The following is an 18,973-nucleotide window of genomic DNA, read 5'->3' as shown; positions in this document are numbered from 1 at the left end:
CTCCGCCAAGCTCAACTGGCCCGTCTGCTTCACTGCCATCGCGATTCCCTCAGACCGTCCACCTCAGAGAATCACAATCAGCGAATTACGCAACAGGCCCACAAGGGGAGAAGGAAAGGGGCGCCGCGCGAGGCCCCAATCCGACGCATTGTCTTATCTGGCGGGAAACCCGGCGCAATCATTCGCCAAATTGCGCGCCGATCGGGAAGATCGACAAGAAATTTCGCCGACATATCTGCATCTTGTCTGTCGGGGTAGCCAACGTCGGCGGCAGGGAAGCCTCGGCCAACGAATTGGCACTGGTCCGGCCGGTGTGCAAGTATCGCGCCGGGCAACAGTGGAGGACCGAGATCATGGCCGATGCCGGAATGTTGCGCTTCCATGTTCCGGAGCCGGAGGTGCGGCCGGGCGGCACGCCGGATTTTTCAGACGTGACCATCCCCAAGGCCGGCTCGGTGCCGCGCCCCGAGATCGACGTCGATCCGCGCACCATCCGCGATCTGGCGTTCTCGATCATTCGTGTGCTCAACCGCGCCGGCGAGGCGGTCGGGCCGTGGGCCGGCCTGCTTTCCGACGAGGAACTGCTGGAAGGGTTGCGCCATATGGTGACGCTGCGCAGCTTCGATGCGCGCATGCAGATGGCGCAGCGCCAGGGCAAGACCTCCTTCTACATGCAGCATCTCGGCGAAGAGGCGGTGAGCTGCGCCTTCCGCAAGGCGCTGGCGCCGGGCGACATGAATTTTCCGACCTATCGGCAGGCCGGCCTGCTCATCGCCGACGGCTATCCGATGGTCACGATGATGAACCAGATCTATTCGAACGAGGCCGATCCGCTGAAGGGCCGGCAGCTGCCGATCATGTATTCGTCGAAAGAGCACGGCTTCTTCTCGATCTCCGGCAATCTGGCGACGCAGTACATCCAGGCGGTCGGCTGGGCGATGGCTTCGGCGATCAGCAATGACCAGAAGATCGCCGCCGCCTGGATCGGCGACGGCTCGACCGCCGAGTCCGACTTCCATTCGGCGCTGGTGTTCGCCTCGACCTACAAGGCGCCGGTCGTGCTCAACGTCGTCAACAACCAGTGGGCGATTTCGACCTTCCAGGGGATCGCCCGGGGCGGCTCCGGCACTTTTGCTGCCCGCGGACTGGGCTTCGGCATCCCGTCGCTGCGCGTCGACGGCAACGACTATCTCGCCGTCCATGCGGTGGCCAAATGGGCGGCGGAGCGGGCGCGCAACAATCTCGGGCCGACGCTGGTCGAATATGTCACTTACCGCGTCGGCGCCCATTCCAGCTCCGATGACCCGTCGGCCTACCGGCCGAAGGCCGAGTCCGACGCGTGGCCGCTCGGCGACCCGATCGTCAGGCTGAAGAACCACCTCATCCAGCGCGGCGTCTGGTCGGACGAACGCCACGCCCAGGCCGAGGCGGAAATCCTCGACACGGTGATTTCGGCGCAGCGGGAGGCCGAGCGCCACGGCACGCTGCATGCCGGCGGCAAGCCCTCGGCGCGCGATATGTTCGAGGGCGTCTATGCCGAGATGCCGCCGCACCTCAGGCGCCAGCGCCAGCAGGCGGGAGTCTAACCATGCCGCGACGGACCATGATCGAGGCAATCCGCGACGCCATGGACGTGTCGATGGCGCGCGACGGGCGTGTCATCGTCTTCGGCGAAGATGTCGGCTTCTTCGGCGGCGTCTTCCGCTGTACGCAAGGCCTGCAGGCGAAATACGGCAAGAGCCGCTGCTTCGATGCGCCGATCAGCGAATCCGGCATTGTCGGCGCGGCCATCGGCATGGCCGCCTACGGGCTGAAGCCTTGCGTCGAGGTGCAGTTTGCCGACTATGTTTATCCGGCCTATGACCAGATCGTCTCGGAAGCGGCGCGGCTGCGCTATCGATCGAACGGCGACTTCACCTGCCCGATCGTGGTCAGGATGCCCACCGGCGGCGGCATTTTTGGTGGCCAGACCCACAGCCAGAGCCCGGAGGCGCTGTTCACCCACGTCTCCGGGCTGAAAGTCGTGGTGCCCTCGAACCCGCATGACGCCAAGGGCTTGCTGATCGCCGCGATAGAGGATCCCGACCCAGTGATCTTCCTGGAACCGAAGCGGCTTTATAACGGACCCTTCGACGGTCATCACGAGCGGCCGGTAACACCATGGTCGAAACACGAGCTTGGCGAAGTCGCCGACGGCCATTACACGGTGCCGCTAGGCAAGGCGGTGATCCGCAGACAGGGCGCTGAGGTCACCGTACTTGCCTACGGCACGATGGTCTATGTCGCCCAGGCGGCGGCCGAGGAGACCGGCATCGATGCCGAGATCATCGATCTGAGAACGCTGCTGCCGCTCGACCTCGAGACGATCGTCGCCTCGGTCAACAAGACCGGGCGCTGCGTGGTCGTGCACGAGGCGACGCTGACATCGGGGTTCGGCGCCGAACTTTCGGCGCTGGTTCAGGAGAACTGCTTCCACCATCTGGAGGCGCCGGTGGCGCGGGTCACCGGCTGGGACACGCCCTATCCACATGCGCAGGAGTGGGACTATTTTCCCGGTCCTGCGCGGCTAGGCCGCGCGCTCGTCGAAACGATGGAAGCCTGAGGGGGAAGACGATGGGCGAATATGTCATCAAGCTACCCGATGTCGGTGAAGGCGTCGCCGAGGCCGAACTGGTCGAATGGCAGGTCAAGGTCGGCGATCTCGTGCGCGAGGACGCCGTGCTGGCCGCTGTGATGACCGACAAGGCGACGGTCGAGATTCCCTCGCCCGTCGATGGTGAGATCCTCTGGCTGGGTGCGGAGATCGGCGACACGGTGGCGATCGGCTCGCCCATCGTGCGCCTGAAGGTGGCCGGCGAGGGTAACGTCAAGCCGCCACGGGACGTTGAGGCGGGCGCCAAGCGTACCCCCACCCCTAACCTTGCCGGGGCGAGCCACGGGTCTCGCCCGTCCTTCGGACCCCCACAAGGGGGAGGGGGACGAGCTTCGGCTCCCAAGGCCGACGCCAAACCAGTCCCACCTCCGTCAGGAAGCGCTTCTGTGCGCGAAAGTGAGCCGGCAACGGAATTCCCCTCCGGCGGGGGTACTGCGCCGATCTCCGGCGCGCGGCGTCCGGAGGGCGAGAAGCCGTTGGCCTCGCCGGCCGTCCGCCTCAGGGCGAAAGAGGCCGGCATCGACCTGCGGCAAATTGTGGGGAGTGGCCCGGCCGGCCGTATCCAGCATGAGGACATCGAAGCTTTCCTGGCGCGCGGACCCGGGCCCGCCAAGATTTCCGGGCTTGTCCGCAACGAGGCGGTCGAGGATATCAAAATAGTCGGGCTCAGGCGAAAGATCGCCGAGAAGATGACGCTGGCCAAATCGCGCATCCCGCACATCACCTATGTCGAAGAGATCGACGTCACCGCGCTCGAGGATTTGCGCGCCGCGCTCAACAAGGAGAAGCGGCCGGGCGCGGACAGGCCGAAGCTGACGCTGCTGCCGTTTCTGATGCGGGCGATGGTCAAGGCGATCGCCGACCAGCCAAACCTCAACGCGCTGTTCGACGACGAGGCGGGCATAATCCACCAGCATGGCGGGGTCCATATCGGCATCGCCGCGCAGACCCCGTCGGGGCTGGTGGTGCCGGTGGTCAAGCACGCCGAGGCGCGCGACATCTGGGATTGCGCAGCCGAGGTTGTCAGGCTGGCTGAGGCGGCAAAATCCGGCACGGCGACGCGCGACGAGCTCTCTGGATCGACCATCACCATCACTTCGCTCGGGGCCATGGGCGGTGTGGCGACGACGCCGGTGATCAATCATCCGGAAGTGGCGATCCTCGGCGTCAACAAGATGATGATGCGGCCGGTGTGGGACGGCACCCAGTTCATCCCGCGCAAGATGATGAACCTGTCCTCCAGCTTCGACCACCGCGTCATCGACGGCTGGGACGCTGCGGTGTTCATCCAGCGGATAAAGGCGCTGCTGGAAACGCCAGCGCTGATTTTTGTGGATTGAGGAGATGAATAGAATGTTGCGGCGGTGCGGAACGATCGGGAGGCTGGAGGGACAGCGCCCCCCTCTGCCTTGCCAGGCATCTCCCCCACAAGGGGGGAGATTGGCAGTTTCCGCGCTCCGACCGCTCCTGCGACGGCGGCGATTGGCGAAGGCGGAGGCGAGATCCAATCTCCCTTGTGGGGGAGATGTCCGGCAGGACAGAGGGGGGCGCGAAGGATCGCCACAGAGCGCCTTTTTCCGAGCCGCTGCATGGGGCACGACATGAAGGAAATCTCCTGCAAGCTGCTCGTCATCGGCGCCGGTCCCGGCGGCTATGTCTGCGCCATCCGCGCCGGGCAGCTTGGCATCGACACGGTTATCGTCGAGTTCGGTAAACCGGGCGGCACCTGTCTCAATGTCGGCTGCATCCCGTCCAAGGCGCTGATCCATGCGGCCGAAGAGTTCGAAAAGGCGTCGCACTTGGCCGGCGGCAAGAGCCCGCTCGGCATTTCAATCGCAACACCATCGATTGATCTCGAAACGACCATCGCCTGGAAGGACGGCATCGTTAGCCGGCTTAACAGCGGCGTTGCCGGCCTGTTGAAGAAGGCCGGGGTCAAGACCGTGCACGGCTGGGCGAAATTCCGTGACGGCAAGACCGTCGAGGTCCAGACCGAAACCGGGATGCAGGTGGTCCGCGCCGAGACGGTGGTGATCGCCACGGGCTCGGCGTCGGTCGAATTGCCGTCGCTGCCCTTCGGTGGCCTGGTGATCTCGTCCACCGAAGCGCTGGCGCTGAGCGAAGTGCCGGAAAGGCTTGCCGTCGTCGGTGGCGGCTACATCGGGCTGGAGCTCGGCATCGCCTTCGCGAAGATGGGCGCCAGGGTGACCGTGGTCGAGGCTTTGCCGCGCGTACTGGCGCAATATGATGCCGAACTGACCCGGCCGGTCGTGAAGCGGCTCGCCGAGCTCGGTATCGAGGTGCTTGTGGGCGCCAAGGCCAAGGGGTTGTCGACCAAGGGCGATGCGCTGCTGGTCGAGACGAAGGACGGCAAGAATGCCAAGATCGTTGCCGACAGGATTCTGGTCACCGTCGGGCGCAAGCCGGTGGTCGAAGACTGGGGGCTGGAGCAGATCGATCTCGACATGGCGGGAAAATTCATCCGCATCGACGACCAGTGCCGCACCTCGATGCGCGGCATCTTTGCCGTTGGCGACGTCACCGGCGAGCCGATGCTGGCGCACCGGGCGATGGCGCAAGGCGAAATGGTCGCCGAGATCGTCGCCGGCCACAAGTGCAGCTGGGACAAACGCTGCATTCCCGCTATCTGCTTCACCGATCCGGAGCTGATCACCGCAGGCCTGTCGCCGGAGGAGGCAAAGGGGCTCGGCGGCGAAATCAAGGTCGGATTGTTCCCCTTCGCCGCCAATGGCCGGGCGATGACGAAGATGGGTGAGGAGGGCTTTGTCCGGGTCGTTGCCCGCGCCGACAACCATCTGGTGCTCGGCATCCAGGCGGTCGGCCAAGGCGTGTCGGAACTGTCGACGGCCTTCGGCCTGGCCCTGGAAATGGGCGCGCGTCTGGAGGACATTGCCGGCACCATCCACGCCCACCCGACGCAAGGGGAGGGTTTTCAGGAAGCGGCGCTGAAGGCGCTCGGGCGGGCGGTGCATATTTGAGGGCAGGGTGATCTCCCCTCTTGAGGGCGAGATAGCCGGCAGGCCAGAGGGGGTCGGTTCGACTGGATTCGACCTCCCTTACGACAGTCGGAGGTTAGCGCTCTACGCGAGGCGACCCCCTCTGTCGCCTTCGCCGACATCTCCCCCCTCAAGGGGGGAGATTACGCAGCTCAACCCGCCAGTCGGCTAACCATCTCGTGCTGCGCGTAGGCGCGGCCGAAGCGGTTGGCCAGGAAGGCGTCGAGCGCGATGTCCTCCTGCTTGATGAAGCCCTTTGCCGGCAAGGTGCCATCGGCCAGCATGTCGAGCACGGCGCAGATGGCGGAGGCAGTGGTGATCTGGATGGCGCTGCGTACCGTATCGCCGACACGCCTGGCGTAGATCTTGTTGGCGTAGGTCTCCTGCAGCAGGCGGCCGTTCTTGCGGCCGCTGACGGTGACGAAGACGATGACGACGTCCTGCAGCGTCGCCGGCAGGGCGCTTTCGAAAATGTCCTTCAGCACGTCGCGGCGGTGGCGCAGGCCGAGGTCGTTGAGCAGCGCCTTCATGATCGCGGCGTGGCCGGGGTAGCGGATGGTGCGGTAGTTCAGCGTCCGCACCTTGCCTTTCAGCGTTTCGGCCAGCGTGCCCAGCCCGCCCGAGGTGTTGAATGCCTCGTAGGTGACGCCGTCGAGCGAGAATTCTTCACGCTCCTCCAGCGGCGGCACTTCGACCAGCTCGCCTTCGACGATCGCCTCACAAGGCTCGCAATATTCGTTGATGACGCCGTCGGTGCTCCAGGTCAGATTGTAGTTCAGCGCATTCGACGGGTATTGCGGCAGCGCGCCAACCCGCATGCGCACGCTTTCCAGCGTGTCGAAGCGGCTGGCGAGATCGTTGGCAACGATCGAGATGAAGCCCGGCGCCAGCCCGCATTGCGGGATGAAGGCGCTGTTGCCGGAGCGCGCCAATTCCTTGACGCGCCTGGTGCTGACGACGTCCTCTGTCAGATCGAGATAGTGCACGCCGGCGCTGGCCGCCGCTTCGGCGATGCGCGTGGTCAGATGGAAGGGCGCAGCGCTGAGCACCGCGAACTTGCCGGCCAGGGCGGCTTCGAGGGTGCCGACGGCCTCGATATCGAGTTCCAGCGTCTCTACGCCGGCCGGCAGTTCGGCCGCGCCGAGCTGCGCAGCCGAGCGGTCGACCAGGGTGACATGGTAGTCGCCCGTGGATGCCAGCATCTCGGCTATGGTCGAGCCGATCTTGCCGGCGCCGACGACGATGATTTCCTTCATGACCGGTCCCTCGCACCAATATTAAATAGACGGCTAGAATCGCAGCTTGCCTGTCGAAAGGAAGCGTGGGATTGTGCAAAACGCAGTCTCTGTTTGATCAATGCGCCGGCAAGGTTCGTCGAAATGCTTAGTGATGCCGACCAGGCGCTGCTTTCCCTGCTGCGCATCAATGCACGCGCCTCGACCGCCGAACTGGCGCGGCGGCTGGGCGTCTCACGGACGACGGTGCAGAGCCGGATCGAGCGGCTGGAGCAGCGCGGCACCATCACCGGCTACGGCGTCAGGCTTTCGCCGGATTACGAACAGGGACTGGTGCGGGCGCATGTCCTGCTCACCGTCACGCCCAAGCTTGCCGACAAGGTGGTGCGCAGCCTGCAGGCGCTGCCGCCGGTGCGGACGCTGCATTCGGTCAGCGGCAATTTCGACATGATCGTCATCGTCGAGGCGCCGTCGATCAGGGATCTCGACACGCTTCTCGACCAGATCGGCGCCATGGACGGGGTCGAGCGGACGTCGTCGTCGATCATCCTGTCGACGCGGATCGATCGCTGAGCGGGCTGGTGTCGCGGGTCAAGACGCTGGCGGGACAGCGCCCCCCTCTGCCCTGCCGGGCATCTCCCCCTTTTGGGGGGAGATCGGCAGCTTCGCTGGCAGCGCACCTTTTGCAAGGTCGGTGGTTGGCGAAATCAGTGATGACGGCCAATCTCCCTCCTTGTGGGGGAGATGCCAAGTAGTGGGAAAGAGGGCAGGACAGAGGGGGGCGCGAAGGGTCACCGAGCGTGGTGACCAAGCTGGCGCTCCCGCAGCAAAGCGATATAGCTTCCAAAATGTTGGATGAGAACCGCGGTGGCAGGCATAAGGGCGGTCACGCAAGATTTCCAGAGGAGGCCTCCTTGCCCAAGCAGTGTTTCGGAAAATCCCATGTGCCGTTGTCGCCGGCGGTCAGGGCCGGCGATTTCGTCTATGTCTCCGGCCAGGTGCCGGTCGGCGGCGACGGGCTGGTGGTCAAGGGCGGCATCGCCGAGCAGACCGAACAGGTGCTGTCGAACATCAAGGCGGCACTGGCGCTGGCCGGCTGCACGCTGGACGATGTGATCAAGACCACGGTCTGGCTCGAGGACGCGCGCGACTTCGGCATCTTCAACACGGTCTATGCCCGGCATTTCCCGAAAGATCCGCCGGCACGCACGACTGTGGAGTCACGGCTTATGATCGACATCAAGATCGAGGTCGAAGCCGTCGCCTACAGGCCGGCCTGACGGAAAAGCGGAGACAGGCGCAATGCAATTCGATCTCCTGATAAAAGGCGGCCGCCTCATCGATCCGGCGTCCGGCCTCGACGCACAACGCGATCTGGCGATTGCCGACGGCCGTATCGCCGCGATCGACACCGAAATCCCCTTCGAACGTGCAGCCCGCGTCATCGACGCCACGGGCTCCATCGTCGCGCCCGGCCTGATCGACCTGCACAGCCATGTCTATTGGGGCGGCACGTCGCTCGGCGTCGATGCCGACCGGCTTGCGGCGAAGAGCGGCACCACCACCTTCATCGATGCCGGAAGCGCCGGCGCCGGCAATTTCCTCGGCTTTCGCCGCCACGTCATAGAGCGCTCGAAAGTCCGCATCCTGGCCTACGTCAACATTTCCTTTGCCGGCATATTCGGCTTCTCGCAGACCGTGGCGGTCGGCGAGTGCAGCGACCTCCGGCTCTGCGAACCGCGCGAAACGGTGGCGGCGGCGCGCGAGCACGCGGACGTGGTTGTCGGTGTCAAGGTCCGCTCGGGTCGCCATGCCGGTGGCACCAGCGGCATCGCGCCGGTCGATCTCGCGCTCGAAGCCGCCGACAAGGCCGGCCTGCCGCTGATGGCGCATATAGACGAGCCGCCGCCCGGCCGCTCGGAAGTGCTGCCGCGGCTGCGCAAGGGCGACATCCTCACCCACTGCTTCCGGCCGTTTCCCAACGCGCCGGTCTTCGCCTCGGGGGCGGTGCGGCCGGATATGCGGCTGGCGCGCGAGCGCGGCGTCATCTTCGACATCGGCCACGGCATGGGCTCGTTCGATTTCGAGGTGGCCAAAGCGATGCTCAGCGAGGGTCTGGCGCCGGACGTGATCAGCAGCGACGTGCATCTCTACTGCGTCGACGGGCCGGCCTTCGACATCCTGGTCTGCATGTCGAAACTGCTGGCGCTCGGCATGCCACTGGTCGAGGTGCTGCGCGCCGCAACGCAGCGGCCAGCGGAAGCGATCGCCAGGCCAGATCTCGGCAGGCTGGCGATTGGCGTGGTCGGTGACGTCGCGGTGCTGCGTCTGCGTCCAGGCCACTTCACCTTTGTCGATTCGGTCGGCGCCTCGCTGGTCGCCGAGCAAAGGCTGGTCTCGGACGGCATCGTGGTCGGCGGCACCTGGTGGCCGAACGAGGCGGTGGACGATCTCGGCGAGACCGAGCGCTTCGAAGCGCATGCGCACGACACGCATGTCGAGGTGGCGAGCCGGCATTTCGGACATAGCCACGATTGACGGCGATGTGGCTCCCCTTCTCCCCTTGTGGGAGAAGGTGTCGCCGAAGGCGACGGATGAGGGGTGCTCCAGCTTGGCACCCACGGCGATCCGTCCAACACCCCTCATCCGTCTCGGCGCTACGCGCCGATCCACCTTCTCCCACAAGGGGAGAAGGGAAAGGCGGCCCTATCGCACCGGCGCTCCATAGACTGGCGTCGGAATGCCTTCCATGCGCGCCTTGATCTGCAGCGCCACGAATTTTGAATAGAAGCGCGACAGCGCAAGATTGCCGCCGTGGAACCACAGCGCTTCCTGCGCTGTCGGCTTCCACATGTTGCGCAACTCGCCTTGCCACGGACCCGGGTCGCCTTTCACGCCCGAGCCAATCCCCCAGCACGGCCCGACCTTGTCGGCGACTTCGCGCGAAACGATCGCCGCCACTGTCTCGTTCATCGAGAGATAGCCGGTGCAGGCGATGATTGCGTCGGCCGCCAGTTCCGTGCCGTCGTCGAAGAGGATGCCTGTCGGCGTCAGCGACTTGATCCCGACGCCGCTACGGATGCCGATCTCGCCGTCGATGATCAGATCGCAGGCGCCGACGTCGATGTAGAAGCCCGAGCCGGTGCGGTAGGCCTTCATCAGGAGCCCAGTCTCGTCGTCGCCGAAATCGATGGCGAAGCCGGCGCTGCGCAAGCGGTCGTAGAAGGCAGCATCGCGCGCCTTGATGACGTCGTAAAGCGCCCGCTGGCCTTGCGGCAGCAGCGCGAACGGCGTCGAGGCGACGATCATGTCGGCCTTTTCAGTGGTGATGCCGCGGGCCAGCGCCTTTTCCGAGAAGATCTCGAAGCCGATCTCCATCAGCGTGTCCGACTTGACCACCGTCGTCGGCGACCGCTGGACCATGGTCACCTCGGCGCCGCTCTCCCAGAGATCGACGCCGACGTCATGGCCGGAACTTGCCGCGCCGATGACGGCGACCCTTTTGCCGCGGAATTTCTCGCCGTTGGAATACTGGCTGGAATGCAGGATCTCGCCCTGAAAGACCTCGGCACCCGGCAGGTCGATGCGCCTGGGCGGGCCATAAGCACCGGTCGCGAAGACGATGTGCCTGGGCTTCAGCGTGATGCGCTCGCCGGCGCGGTCGAGCTCGACCGTCCAGACCTTTTCGGTCTCGTCATAGGAGGCACTGACGCATGCCGTAGAGGTCCAGTAATTGAGCTCCATGACGCGCGTATACATCTCCAGCCAGTCGCCCATCTTGTCCTTGGGGGTGAACACCGGCCAGTTTTCCGGAAACGGGATGTAGGGCAGATGGTCGTACCAGACCGGGTCGTGCAGCACGAGCGAGCGATAGCGGCTGCGCCAGGAATCGCCGGCCTGGGCGTTCTTCTCGATGACGATGGCCGGCACGCCCAATTGCCTGAGCCGCGCCCCCAGCATGATGCCGCCCTGGCCGCCGCCGATGACCAGGCAATAGGGCTGCTGGCTAACGCCGAGGTCACGCGCCTCGCGGCGCCTTGCCTCCAGCCAGGTTTCGCGTTCCGGATCGGCCTTGTGGCGGACGCCCAGCGGCCGCGCCGGGCCTTTGCGCTCTTCAAACCCCTTGAGATCGCTCATCGCCGTGAACAGCGTCCGGCACTTGCCGTCCCTGAGGCGCATGATGCCTTGGCCCCACGCCGATGACGTCTCGAAAGAAAACCAGGCTTCGATGGTGCCTTCGTCCGAGGTGGCTTCGCCGCTGAGCTGCCATTGAGCAGGCCTTGTGGTTGCCAGCGTCGCCGCCAGCATCTCGCGGATCGCGGCCGCCCCCTCCATCGTCTTGATGTTCCAGGTGAAGGTCAAAAGATCGCGCCAGTAGCAATCCTCGACGAACAGATTGGTTGCGGCCTCGACGTCGCCCGCTTCGAGCGCTCGCGCAAAAGAACCGAGCCAGGTGGCCGCCTGTTTCGACGGTGAAATGTCGAGCATCTGTCTTCCCTATCTTCCAGTGACGTTTGCGCTGCCGCCATTCTTACCCTGTCCCGGTTCTTTGCGGGAGAGGGTGAGGGCAGCGCAAACAGTCCGGAAGCTATGGCGCAGCGCAAGGTTGAAGCGACTGCCGCTGCTGTCAGGCCCGCGCGCGGGCCTGATCCGAACCGCTATCCAGCCATGCAAGATCGTCCGGCGAAAGTGAGATGTCGAGCGCCTGGAGGCTGTCTTCCAATTCGTCGAGCGAGCGGGGCCCGATCAGCGGGACGGACGGGAAGGGCTGCGCCAGGACGTAGGCGAGCGCGACGTGGATCGGGCTTTTGTCCAGCCGCTTGGCGAGCTCGATGGCACGGTCGCGACGGCCGAAATTCTTGTCCGAGTACCAGACCCGGACCAACTCCTCATTGTCGCGCCGGTCGCGGCCGGCGCGGTCGGTGAAGAAGCCGCGGCCCTGGCTCGACCAGGCGAAATTCGGCATCTGCCGGGCGGTAAGCCAGGTCTTCCACGCGTCGCTGGAGGAGGTGACGCAGCCTGCCCAGATCGGCACCAGCATCTCGGCCAATGAGAAATTGTTGGAAAGTGCGCCGGGCTTCTGCTTGCCGGTGCGCTCGGCATAGGCAATCGCCTCGTCCATGCGTTCCATCGTCCAGTTCGAGCCGCCGAACGGACCGCGGATGCGGCCGGCCTTGACCTCGCGGTCCATTGCATCGACGAATTCGTCGACCGGCACATCCGGATTGTCGCGATGCATGAAATAGACGTCGATATGGTCCGTCTGCAACCGCTCGAGCGACTGGGTGAGCTGCTTGCCGATGACGTCGGGATAGCAGAGCGGCGAGTGCGCGCCCTTGCCAATAACCACCGATTGCTCGCGCACGCCGCGGTTCTTCAGCCATTGGCCAAGCAGCGTCTCGGTATAGCCGGAGCCATAGACGAAGGCGGTGTCGAACAGATTGCCGCCGGCTTCGAAATAGGCGTCGAGCAGGATGGCGCCCGACGAAAAGGTGCGGAAATCCTCGAAGCCGAGCGCCAGGCATGAGGCCGGCCGCGGCAGGCCCGGGATGCCGCGCTTGGGGATCGCGGTCCCGCCGGAGCGCAGCTTCCGTCCGGAGATCGTGTTGACGCGCTTTGCCGGTTTCTCGATGTCGTATTCGAGCCCGATTGCGGATCGCCATTTATCGAGCACGCGCAGATTGCCGAGACTGTCGGCCCAGTCCATGCCGGGCCAGGCGAACTCCTGCTTCCCGCCGAGAATGGCCTCGCCGGCGGCGTCGACCTCGAACGCGTAAAGCCAGCCGTCCTCCTTGACCTCGACCACCTCGGTGTTACCCGGACGGATGATGCGGATTTCGCCGGTGCCGCCTTGCTGGCCGCCGGCATACCAGAAGTCCGCCACCTCGATGCGGCCTTTGCTGCCGAGAATGCGCAAGACATTGTCCTGAGCGAGCGAGATGCTGCAGGAGACTTCCGCGACGATGCCGCCTGGAAAATGCAACAGCGCCGACGCCCATTCGTCGACACCGGATTGGCCGAGATGCGCAGTACCCACCACTTTGTCCGGCTCGGCGAAGGGCTTTCCCGCCGCGGCGCCGGCAATCAGCCGCGCCATCGACACGGGATAGCCGCCGACATCGAGGATGCCGCCGCCGGCAAGATCCTTGGCGTAAAGCCGGTGCTCCGGCATGAAGCCCGGCATGGCGAAGCCGAAGCTGGATTTGATCATCTTGATCTCGCCGATCGCGCCGGCACCGATCAGCTCGACCAGCTTGGCCGTCTGCGGATGCAGCCGGTACATGAAGGCTTCGCCGAGAAAGGTGCCGGCCTTGCGCGCCGCATGGATCATCGCGTCGGCCTCGAAGGCGGTCAGGCCAAGCGGCTTTTCGCAAAGCACATGCTTTCCGGCCTCGGCTGCCTTGATCGCCCATTCGGCATGGCTCGGATGCGGCGTCGAAATATAGATCGCGTCGACATCCGGATCGCCAAGCAAAGCCTCGTAGCCGTCGAGGATGCGGGCGCCGGGGAAAGCCTCGGTGAGCCCGGCCTTGCCGGGATTGCGCGCCCCTAAGGCGACCAAGGTGCCGGTGCGCGAATGGGCGACGCCGCCGGCAAAGGCCTTGGCGATGTTGCCGGGCCCGAGAATGCCCCAGCGAATTTTTTCTGGTTTGGAAGTCATGTCAAATCTCCGTGGGGTGGCCGCGAGCAATCGCGATCGGACAAAAGAAAGATGGGTTAGCGAATGCGTGCGCCGGTGGCGTCGAAGAGAAGCGAGCGGTCGGCCTTGATCGACACCACCAGGTCGTCGCCGTTGGCGCGATGCCGTGAGGCCTCGCGCTCGATGATCAGTTCTTCGCGCCCGCCCCCGGTCCCGGAATTGGCATAGACATAGCTCACCGATCCCAAGTGCTCGGCGACGTCGGCCTTGAGGGTAAGGTCGCAATCGCCCTGGCCGGCGTCGAAGAAATGCTCCGGCCGCACGCCAACCACGACATCGCCGCCTATCGCAGGCAAGGCATCGGAAAGCGGCTTGCGCAGTCGCACGCCGCGATGGTTGACCAGCTCCACGATCGCCGCGCTGTTGTCGGTTCCGACCACTTTCGCCGCCAGAAAATTCATCTTCGGCGAGCCGACGAAGCCGGCAACGAAGCGGTTGGCGGGGTCGTCGTAGAGATCGAGCGGCGCGCCGATCTGCTCGATATTACCGGCGTTGAGCACGACGATCCTGTCGGCCAGCGTCATCGCCTCGGTCTGGTCGTGCGTCACATAGACCATGGTAACGCCAAGCTCCTTGTGAAGGCGCGATATCTCGACGCGCATCTGCACCCGGAGCTCGGCATCGAGATTGCTGAGCGGTTCGTCGAACAGGAACACTTGCGGCTCGCGCACGATGGCGCGGCCGATGGCGACGCGCTGGCGCTGGCCGCCCGACAATTGCCGCGGCCGCCGCTTCATCAGCTCGGCGATGCGCAGGATTTCGGAAGCCCGCTTCACCCGCCGCTCGGTATCTGCCTTGGGGTTGCCGGTCATTCTCAGGCCGAAGCTCAGATTCTGCTCAACCGTCATGTGCGGATAGAGCGCGTAGGACTGGAACACCATGGCGATGCCGCGATCGGCCGCCTCGACGTCGTTCACCACCTTGCCGCCAATGGCGATCTCGCCGTCGCTGATGTCCTCGAGCCCGGCGATCATCCGGAGCAGCGTGGACTTGCCGCAGCCGGAAGGGCCGACGAAGACGACGAATTCGCCGTCATCGATATCGATATTGGCGCCGTGGACGATCTCGAAGACGCCGAAGCGCTTGATGACGTTTTTGAGTGTGACTGCCGCCATGCTGATCCTTACTTGATAGCGCCGGCGGCGATGCCGGCGACGAAATGGCGCTGCAGAAGCACGAACACGACGAGCATTGGCGCCGTCAGCATCACCGCGCCCGCCATGATGCCGCCCCAGGACACCTTGGTGAGACCGATCAGCGTGCCGAGCGCCACGGGCGCGGTCATTGCGCCCGGCTTGGAATTGATCAGCAGCGGCCAGAGATAGTTGTTCCAGGAGGCAAGGAACAGGATGATGGCGAGCGCTGCCAGCATCGGCCGCGCCAGAGGCAGTGCGACGAACAGGAATATCCGCCATTCCTTGACGCCCTCGACCTTGGCGGCGTCGAACAGTTCGTGCGGCATCATCGAAAAGCTCTGCCGCATGAAGAGCACGCCCAGCGAATTGAACAGCGGCGGCACGATCAGCGCCACCCAGGTGTTGGCGAGCTTGAAGTCGCGCGCCACCATGATGAATTGCGGGATCAGCACGACCGCATAGGGCAGCGTGATGGTGCCGAAGATGATGGCGACGACCATGCCCTTGCCGAAGAAGTTGTAACGCGCCAGCGCCCAGCCGGCCATCGAGGTCAGCATCACCGACAGGAAGGTGTAGGTCACCGCCACCGAGACGGAGATGCCGATGGCACCGATGAAATTGGTGCCGCGCTGCAGATTGCTGACATTGTCGAGGAAATTGCCGTGCGGCAAAAGCTCGATGTCGGGGCTGAAGATGCCGTTGTCGGGCATCGTGGAAAAGACCACCATCATCCACAGCGGAAACAGCCAGACCAGCGCCAGCGGCGTCAGGAACAGATGCAGCGCGATGCTGCGGCCCAATCTGGCCTGGGAACGGCCGACCCGGGAATGGCTGATTGGGGAGCGCGAGGTCATTTCGGTTCCCTCGTCAGCCATATCTGCACCAGCGAAATGGCAATCGCCAGTCCGGCCATGGTGTAGGCGATGGCCGAAGCGTAGCCGAAATTGAGCGACCGGAAGCCCTGGCGATAAAGCAGCAGCCCGAGCGTTTCGGTGCCGCCGCCCGGCCCGCCGCGCTCGGTGATTAGGAAGGGCTCGGTGAACAGCTGCATGGTGCCGATGATCGACAGCACGGCGCAGAACACGATGATCGGCTTGAGCAGCGGCAGCGTGATGTAGAAGAACTGTTTGACCTTGCTGACCCGGTCCAGGGTCGCCGCCTCGTAAACATCCTCGGGGATGGACTGCAGGCCGGCGAGCAGGATGATGGCGTTGTAGCCGGCCCAGCGCCACGTCACCGCCATCATGATGACCGCCATCGCCGGGGTGACGTTGGTAAACCAGTCGACGTTGGGCAGGCCGATGCTGTTCAGCAATTTGTTGATGATGCCGTAGTCCAGATTGAACATCAGCCGGAAAACCGCCGAATAGGCGACCTCGCCGACCACGACCGGCGCGAAGAAGGCAAAGCGGAACAGGCCACGCGCCTTGAGCAGCGGCGAGTTCAAAAGCACCGCCATCACAATCGCTAGCGAAATCATCACCGGCACCTGGATGACAAGGATCAGCAATGTGTTCTTCAAGGCATTGAAGAAGGCCGGATCGCCGATCAGCCGGCCCCAGTTGAAGGTCGGCGCGAACCGCCACGGCACGGTGCGCGTCGCCTGGAACGAGATCAGGAAGGAATCGATGATCGGCCACAGCCAGAAGATCGAGAAGATCAGCAGATAGGGCGCAAGGAAGCGATACGCCGTGGCGTTCTGGTAGCGCATCGTTCTCCTCCTTTCTGCTTTCGCCTGCTGGGGCGCGCGGTGTTGATGTTTCAGGTGATGCGGCGCCGCAAACGGCGGCTTGTTCGAAGGCCGGTGCCGCCCCTCATCCGCCTGCCGGCACCTTCTCCCCGTAAGTGACGGGGAGAAGGGGCTGGGCCGCAACGCTGGTGACCCCCTCTCCCCGTTCTTCACGGGGAGAGGGTAAGGGTGAGGGGCAGCGCAAGCGCCCGGTAACTGACTCTGGGATCATTCCGTGTCAGATCACGACTTGACCGGCAGGCCGGTCGCCGCGGCGATCTGGCTTGCGGCATCGTCGAGCGCTGCCTTGGCGTCGGGATAGCCCCCGGCCAGATATTTGGTCTGCACCGCGCGGATGATGATTTCGGCGTCGCTCTGGAACGGCGTACCGCGGCTGGGGACGACCTTGGGCAGGGTGCCGAGGATGTCCTTCCACACGGCTTGGCCACCCCAATAGGGCAGGCCCTCGGAGACATAAGGGTCGTTGAGCGCCGAAATCAGCGACGGCACCAGGCCGAAGCCTTTCAGCATGGTGATCTGGCCCTCATTCGTCCCTAGCGTGTATTTCAGATAGGCGTAGGCGGCTTCCTTGTTCTTCGACACCGAGGTGATGGCGAGCGAGGAGCCGCCGAGATTGGCGGCGCGCGGACCGTCGGCGGTCAGGCTCGGCATCAAATAGACGCCCCATTTGCCTGTCCCATCGGGCGATTCGGTGCGCACAGTGCCTTCATACCAGCCGCCATACATCTGCGTGGCGACCTTGCCGGCGGTGTTGTTGGTGATCTTGGTGCTCCAGTCGGCAGAGGAAATGATGCCGGCGTCCTTCATCTCCTTGATCTTGGTCATGGCATCGACGCATTTGGGCTGGTTGACCGTGATCGATTGACCATCGGCGGAGAAGTAGGCGCAGCCCTGCTCGTTGGAGATCATGCGGAAGAATTCGGAATCGCCGTTGAAATCGGCGTTGGTCATCGTGACGCCGGGATTGGCGGCCTGGATCTTCTTGGCGGCAGCGATGAAATCGTCCCAGGTCTTGATCGAGGACGGATCGACGCCGGCCTTCTCGTAGAAGTCGCGTCGGTAGAACATCGCCACCGGCCCCGAATCCCACGGCATCGCATAGGCCTTGTCGTCCACCTCGAGCTCGGTGCGCTTGAAGTCGGGGAATTTTGCCTGGTCTTCCGCGGTGTAGCCGAGCGTGTGCAGGTCGACGAAGCAATCCGGGAACTGGCTCCAGTAGTTTTCCGCTTCGCCGTTCTCGATCGTCACGATGTCCGGCAGGCCCTCGCCACCGGCGGCACAGCCGGCGATCGACTTGTCGTAGGTCGGCTGGTTGCCGAGGTCCTCGACCGTGACCTTGATGTCGGGAAACTGCTTGTTGAAGCCCGCTATGGTGGCCTTCAGCGACGAAGCGGCGATATTCCAGCTCCAGATCGTGATTTCACCGGACTGCGCAAAGGCCGGGCTGGAGCCCAAGGCAAGCGCGAGCGCGGCGCAGGTCAATTTTATGCGCATTGAAATCCTCCCATTTCAGTTGCTCTCTGTTTGCGAGCGTGGCTAGACTAGGCCTCGGGAAAGCCTTGTCCGCGACAAAGGGAATAAGAAATGAGCGGAAAGTAAGATGCCGGAAAGGCCGTTTTACCAGCCTGGCGCCAGCAGCGTGGAGGGCCTGCCGCTGCTGCTGCAGATGTTTCACACCCAGCCCCTGGTGATGCTCAAGCCGCATTGGCACGCCCAGGTCGAGGTGAATTTCATCGTGCGCGGGGCCGTGCATTACCGCATGGACGGGCACGAGCTTTCGCTCTCTGCTGGCGACATGTGTCTGTTCTGGGGTGGCCTGCCGCACCAGATGGACGAAGCCTCCGACGATGCCATCTATGCCGGCGCGCATCTGCCGCTGGTGCATTTCTTCCGGCTGCATTTGCCGGTCGACGTCCGCAACAGGCTGATGACGGGCGCGACGCTGGTAACCGACGCCACCGACCGGTCGGACGACCACAATTTCGAGCGCTGGAACCGCTATGCCCGCTCCGGCGACCCGGTCAAGGCCGAGCATGCCGTCAACGAGCTTTTGCTGCGGCTGGAGCGGGTGCGCTTCGAGCCTTACCGGCTCGTGCCCGAAACTCCGGTCGAACAGGAGATAGGCAGTCCCTTCGATCAGCAATCGCTGCGCAATGTCGGGCGCATGTGCGACTTCATCGCCGAGAATTTCCTCTACGAGATCGATTGCGTCGACATTGCCGCGGCGGCCGACATCCATCCCAAATACGCCATGAGCATCTTCAAGAAATCGACCGGCATGACGCTCAACGAATATGTGAATTTGCTGCGCCTCAGCTACGCGCAGGCGCTGCTGATGCATCAGGATGCCAATGTACTGCGCGTCGCCATGGAATCGGGTTTCGGCTCGCTCAGCGCCTTCAACAAGTCGTTCCGCAAGCTTTCCGGCATGTCGCCGTCGGATTTCCGCAGGGGCGTGGCCGGCGCCAGATAAGGGGCCGGC

Annotated in this window: 15 protein-coding genes; 8 read left to right on the top strand and 7 right to left on the bottom strand. The window is 64.2% G+C overall.

The genetic code is table 11. The features are described 5' to 3' along the window. Positions 1-353: 353 nt before the first annotated feature. From NKH37_RS30945 to lpdA, 4 genes are all read left to right on the top strand, one after another. Positions 354-1,586, top strand: a complete 1,233-nt coding sequence (locus NKH37_RS30945) for a 3-methyl-2-oxobutanoate dehydrogenase (2-methylpropanoyl-transferring) subunit alpha (RefSeq protein WP_023718744.1) — start codon at positions 354-356, stop codon at positions 1,584-1,586. A gap of 2 nt (positions 1,587-1,588) precedes the next feature. Further along, positions 1,589-2,602 (top strand): alpha-ketoacid dehydrogenase subunit beta, encoded by a 1,014-nt coding sequence (locus tag NKH37_RS30940; protein WP_352918762.1) that lies wholly within the window; start codon positions 1,589-1,591, stop codon positions 2,600-2,602. A gap of 11 nt (positions 2,603-2,613) precedes the next feature. Then, positions 2,614-3,993, top strand: coding sequence for a dihydrolipoamide acetyltransferase family protein (locus tag NKH37_RS30935; RefSeq protein ID WP_352481320.1), 1,380 nt, complete (start codon positions 2,614-2,616; stop codon positions 3,991-3,993). A 261-nt stretch (positions 3,994-4,254) separates the two neighbouring features. Then, entirely contained in the window at positions 4,255-5,652 is a 1,398-nt protein-coding gene (gene lpdA, locus NKH37_RS30930) for a dihydrolipoyl dehydrogenase (RefSeq protein WP_023718741.1), read from the top strand. A 170-nt stretch (positions 5,653-5,822) separates the two neighbouring features. Here lpdA and NKH37_RS30925 read toward each other — a convergent pair whose 3' ends face one another. Continuing rightward, positions 5,823-6,926, bottom strand: a complete 1,104-nt coding sequence (locus tag NKH37_RS30925) for a saccharopine dehydrogenase family protein (RefSeq protein WP_352845424.1) — start codon at positions 6,924-6,926, stop codon at positions 5,823-5,825. Positions 6,927-7,049: 123 nt separating this feature from the next. Here NKH37_RS30925 and NKH37_RS30920 point away from each other — a divergent pair, with 123 nt between their 5' ends. The 3 genes from NKH37_RS30920 (at position 7,050) to NKH37_RS30910 (ending at position 9,443) form a co-directional block, all read left to right on the top strand. After that, complete coding sequence (locus NKH37_RS30920; RefSeq protein ID WP_352587968.1) at positions 7,050-7,478, top strand: Lrp/AsnC family transcriptional regulator; 429 nt, start codon at positions 7,050-7,052, stop codon at positions 7,476-7,478. A 341-nt stretch (positions 7,479-7,819) separates the two neighbouring features. Further along, positions 7,820-8,185 carry a RidA family protein gene (locus NKH37_RS30915; RefSeq protein WP_352815950.1) on the top strand — a complete coding sequence of 122 codons (366 nt, stop codon included), beginning with the start codon at positions 7,820-7,822 and terminating at the stop codon, positions 8,183-8,185. Between the two features lie 22 nt (positions 8,186-8,207). Continuing rightward, on the top strand, positions 8,208-9,443 hold the full coding sequence (locus NKH37_RS30910) for an amidohydrolase/deacetylase family metallohydrolase (protein WP_353004151.1): 1,236 nt from the start codon (positions 8,208-8,210) through the stop codon (positions 9,441-9,443). Positions 9,444-9,611: 168 nt separating this feature from the next. Here NKH37_RS30910 and NKH37_RS30905 read toward each other — a convergent pair whose 3' ends face one another. From NKH37_RS30905 to NKH37_RS30880, 6 genes are all read right to left on the bottom strand, one after another. Then, positions 9,612-11,393 (bottom strand): NAD(P)-binding domain-containing protein, encoded by a 1,782-nt coding sequence (locus NKH37_RS30905; RefSeq protein WP_352962090.1) that lies wholly within the window; start codon positions 11,391-11,393, stop codon positions 9,612-9,614. A 139-nt stretch (positions 11,394-11,532) separates the two neighbouring features. Beyond that, positions 11,533-13,566, bottom strand: coding sequence for an aldo/keto reductase (locus NKH37_RS30900; protein ID WP_353042185.1), 2,034 nt, complete (start codon positions 13,564-13,566; stop codon positions 11,533-11,535). A 56-nt stretch (positions 13,567-13,622) separates the two neighbouring features. Further along, positions 13,623-14,720, bottom strand: a complete 1,098-nt coding sequence (locus NKH37_RS30895; RefSeq protein ID WP_023720570.1) for an ABC transporter ATP-binding protein — start codon at positions 14,718-14,720, stop codon at positions 13,623-13,625. Between the two features lie 8 nt (positions 14,721-14,728). Beyond that, positions 14,729-15,595, bottom strand: coding sequence for a carbohydrate ABC transporter permease (locus NKH37_RS30890; protein ID WP_352481103.1), 867 nt, complete (start codon positions 15,593-15,595; stop codon positions 14,729-14,731). Next, on the bottom strand, positions 15,592-16,452 hold the full coding sequence (locus NKH37_RS30885; protein ID WP_352481102.1) for a carbohydrate ABC transporter permease: 861 nt from the start codon (positions 16,450-16,452) through the stop codon (positions 15,592-15,594). Before NKH37_RS30885 ends, NKH37_RS30890 begins: the two co-directional genes overlap by 4 nt. Positions 16,453-16,713: 261 nt before the next feature. Next, positions 16,714-17,985 (bottom strand): extracellular solute-binding protein, encoded by a 1,272-nt coding sequence (locus NKH37_RS30880; protein WP_352496003.1) that lies wholly within the window; start codon positions 17,983-17,985, stop codon positions 16,714-16,716. A 106-nt stretch (positions 17,986-18,091) separates the two neighbouring features. Here NKH37_RS30880 and NKH37_RS30875 point away from each other — a divergent pair, with 106 nt between their 5' ends. Further along, positions 18,092-18,964, top strand: coding sequence for a helix-turn-helix domain-containing protein (locus NKH37_RS30875; RefSeq protein ID WP_352919584.1), 873 nt, complete (start codon positions 18,092-18,094; stop codon positions 18,962-18,964). Positions 18,965-18,973 lie beyond the last annotated feature (9 nt).

The organism is Mesorhizobium sp. M1217, from assembly GCF_040318275.1.
GTDB lineage: Bacteria > Pseudomonadota > Alphaproteobacteria > Rhizobiales > Rhizobiaceae > Mesorhizobium.
Note: the sequence above shows the minus strand (reverse complement) of the source record. Positions and strands in the feature narration are given on the sequence as shown.

Excerpts from the sequence above, each read along its gene's own strand:
- NKH37_RS30945 (WP_023718744.1), top strand. The coding sequence starts at position 354 with ATGGCCGATGCCGGAATGTTGCGCTTCCATGTTCCGGAGCCGGAGGTG.
- NKH37_RS30940 (WP_352918762.1), top strand. The coding sequence starts at position 1,589 with ATGCCGCGACGGACCATGATCGAGGCAATCCGCGACGCCATGGACGTG.
- NKH37_RS30935 (WP_352481320.1), top strand. The coding sequence starts at position 2,614 with ATGGGCGAATATGTCATCAAGCTACCCGATGTCGGTGAAGGCGTCGCC.
- lpdA (WP_023718741.1), top strand. The coding sequence starts at position 4,255 with ATGAAGGAAATCTCCTGCAAGCTGCTCGTCATCGGCGCCGGTCCCGGC.
- NKH37_RS30925 (WP_352845424.1), bottom strand. The coding sequence starts at position 6,926 with ATGAAGGAAATCATCGTCGTCGGCGCCGGCAAGATCGGCTCGACCATA.
- NKH37_RS30920 (WP_352587968.1), top strand. The coding sequence starts at position 7,050 with ATGCTTAGTGATGCCGACCAGGCGCTGCTTTCCCTGCTGCGCATCAAT.
- NKH37_RS30910 (WP_353004151.1), top strand. The coding sequence starts at position 8,208 with ATGCAATTCGATCTCCTGATAAAAGGCGGCCGCCTCATCGATCCGGCG.
- NKH37_RS30905 (WP_352962090.1), bottom strand. The coding sequence starts at position 11,393 with ATGCTCGACATTTCACCGTCGAAACAGGCGGCCACCTGGCTCGGTTCT.
- NKH37_RS30900 (WP_353042185.1), bottom strand. The coding sequence starts at position 13,566 with ATGACTTCCAAACCAGAAAAAATTCGCTGGGGCATTCTCGGGCCCGGC.
- NKH37_RS30895 (WP_023720570.1), bottom strand. The coding sequence starts at position 14,720 with ATGGCGGCAGTCACACTCAAAAACGTCATCAAGCGCTTCGGCGTCTTC.
- NKH37_RS30890 (WP_352481103.1), bottom strand. The coding sequence starts at position 15,595 with ATGACCTCGCGCTCCCCAATCAGCCATTCCCGGGTCGGCCGTTCCCAG.
- NKH37_RS30885 (WP_352481102.1), bottom strand. The coding sequence starts at position 16,452 with ATGCGCTACCAGAACGCCACGGCGTATCGCTTCCTTGCGCCCTATCTG.
- NKH37_RS30880 (WP_352496003.1), bottom strand. The coding sequence starts at position 17,985 with ATGCGCATAAAATTGACCTGCGCCGCGCTCGCGCTTGCCTTGGGCTCC.
- NKH37_RS30875 (WP_352919584.1), top strand. The coding sequence starts at position 18,092 with ATGCCGGAAAGGCCGTTTTACCAGCCTGGCGCCAGCAGCGTGGAGGGC.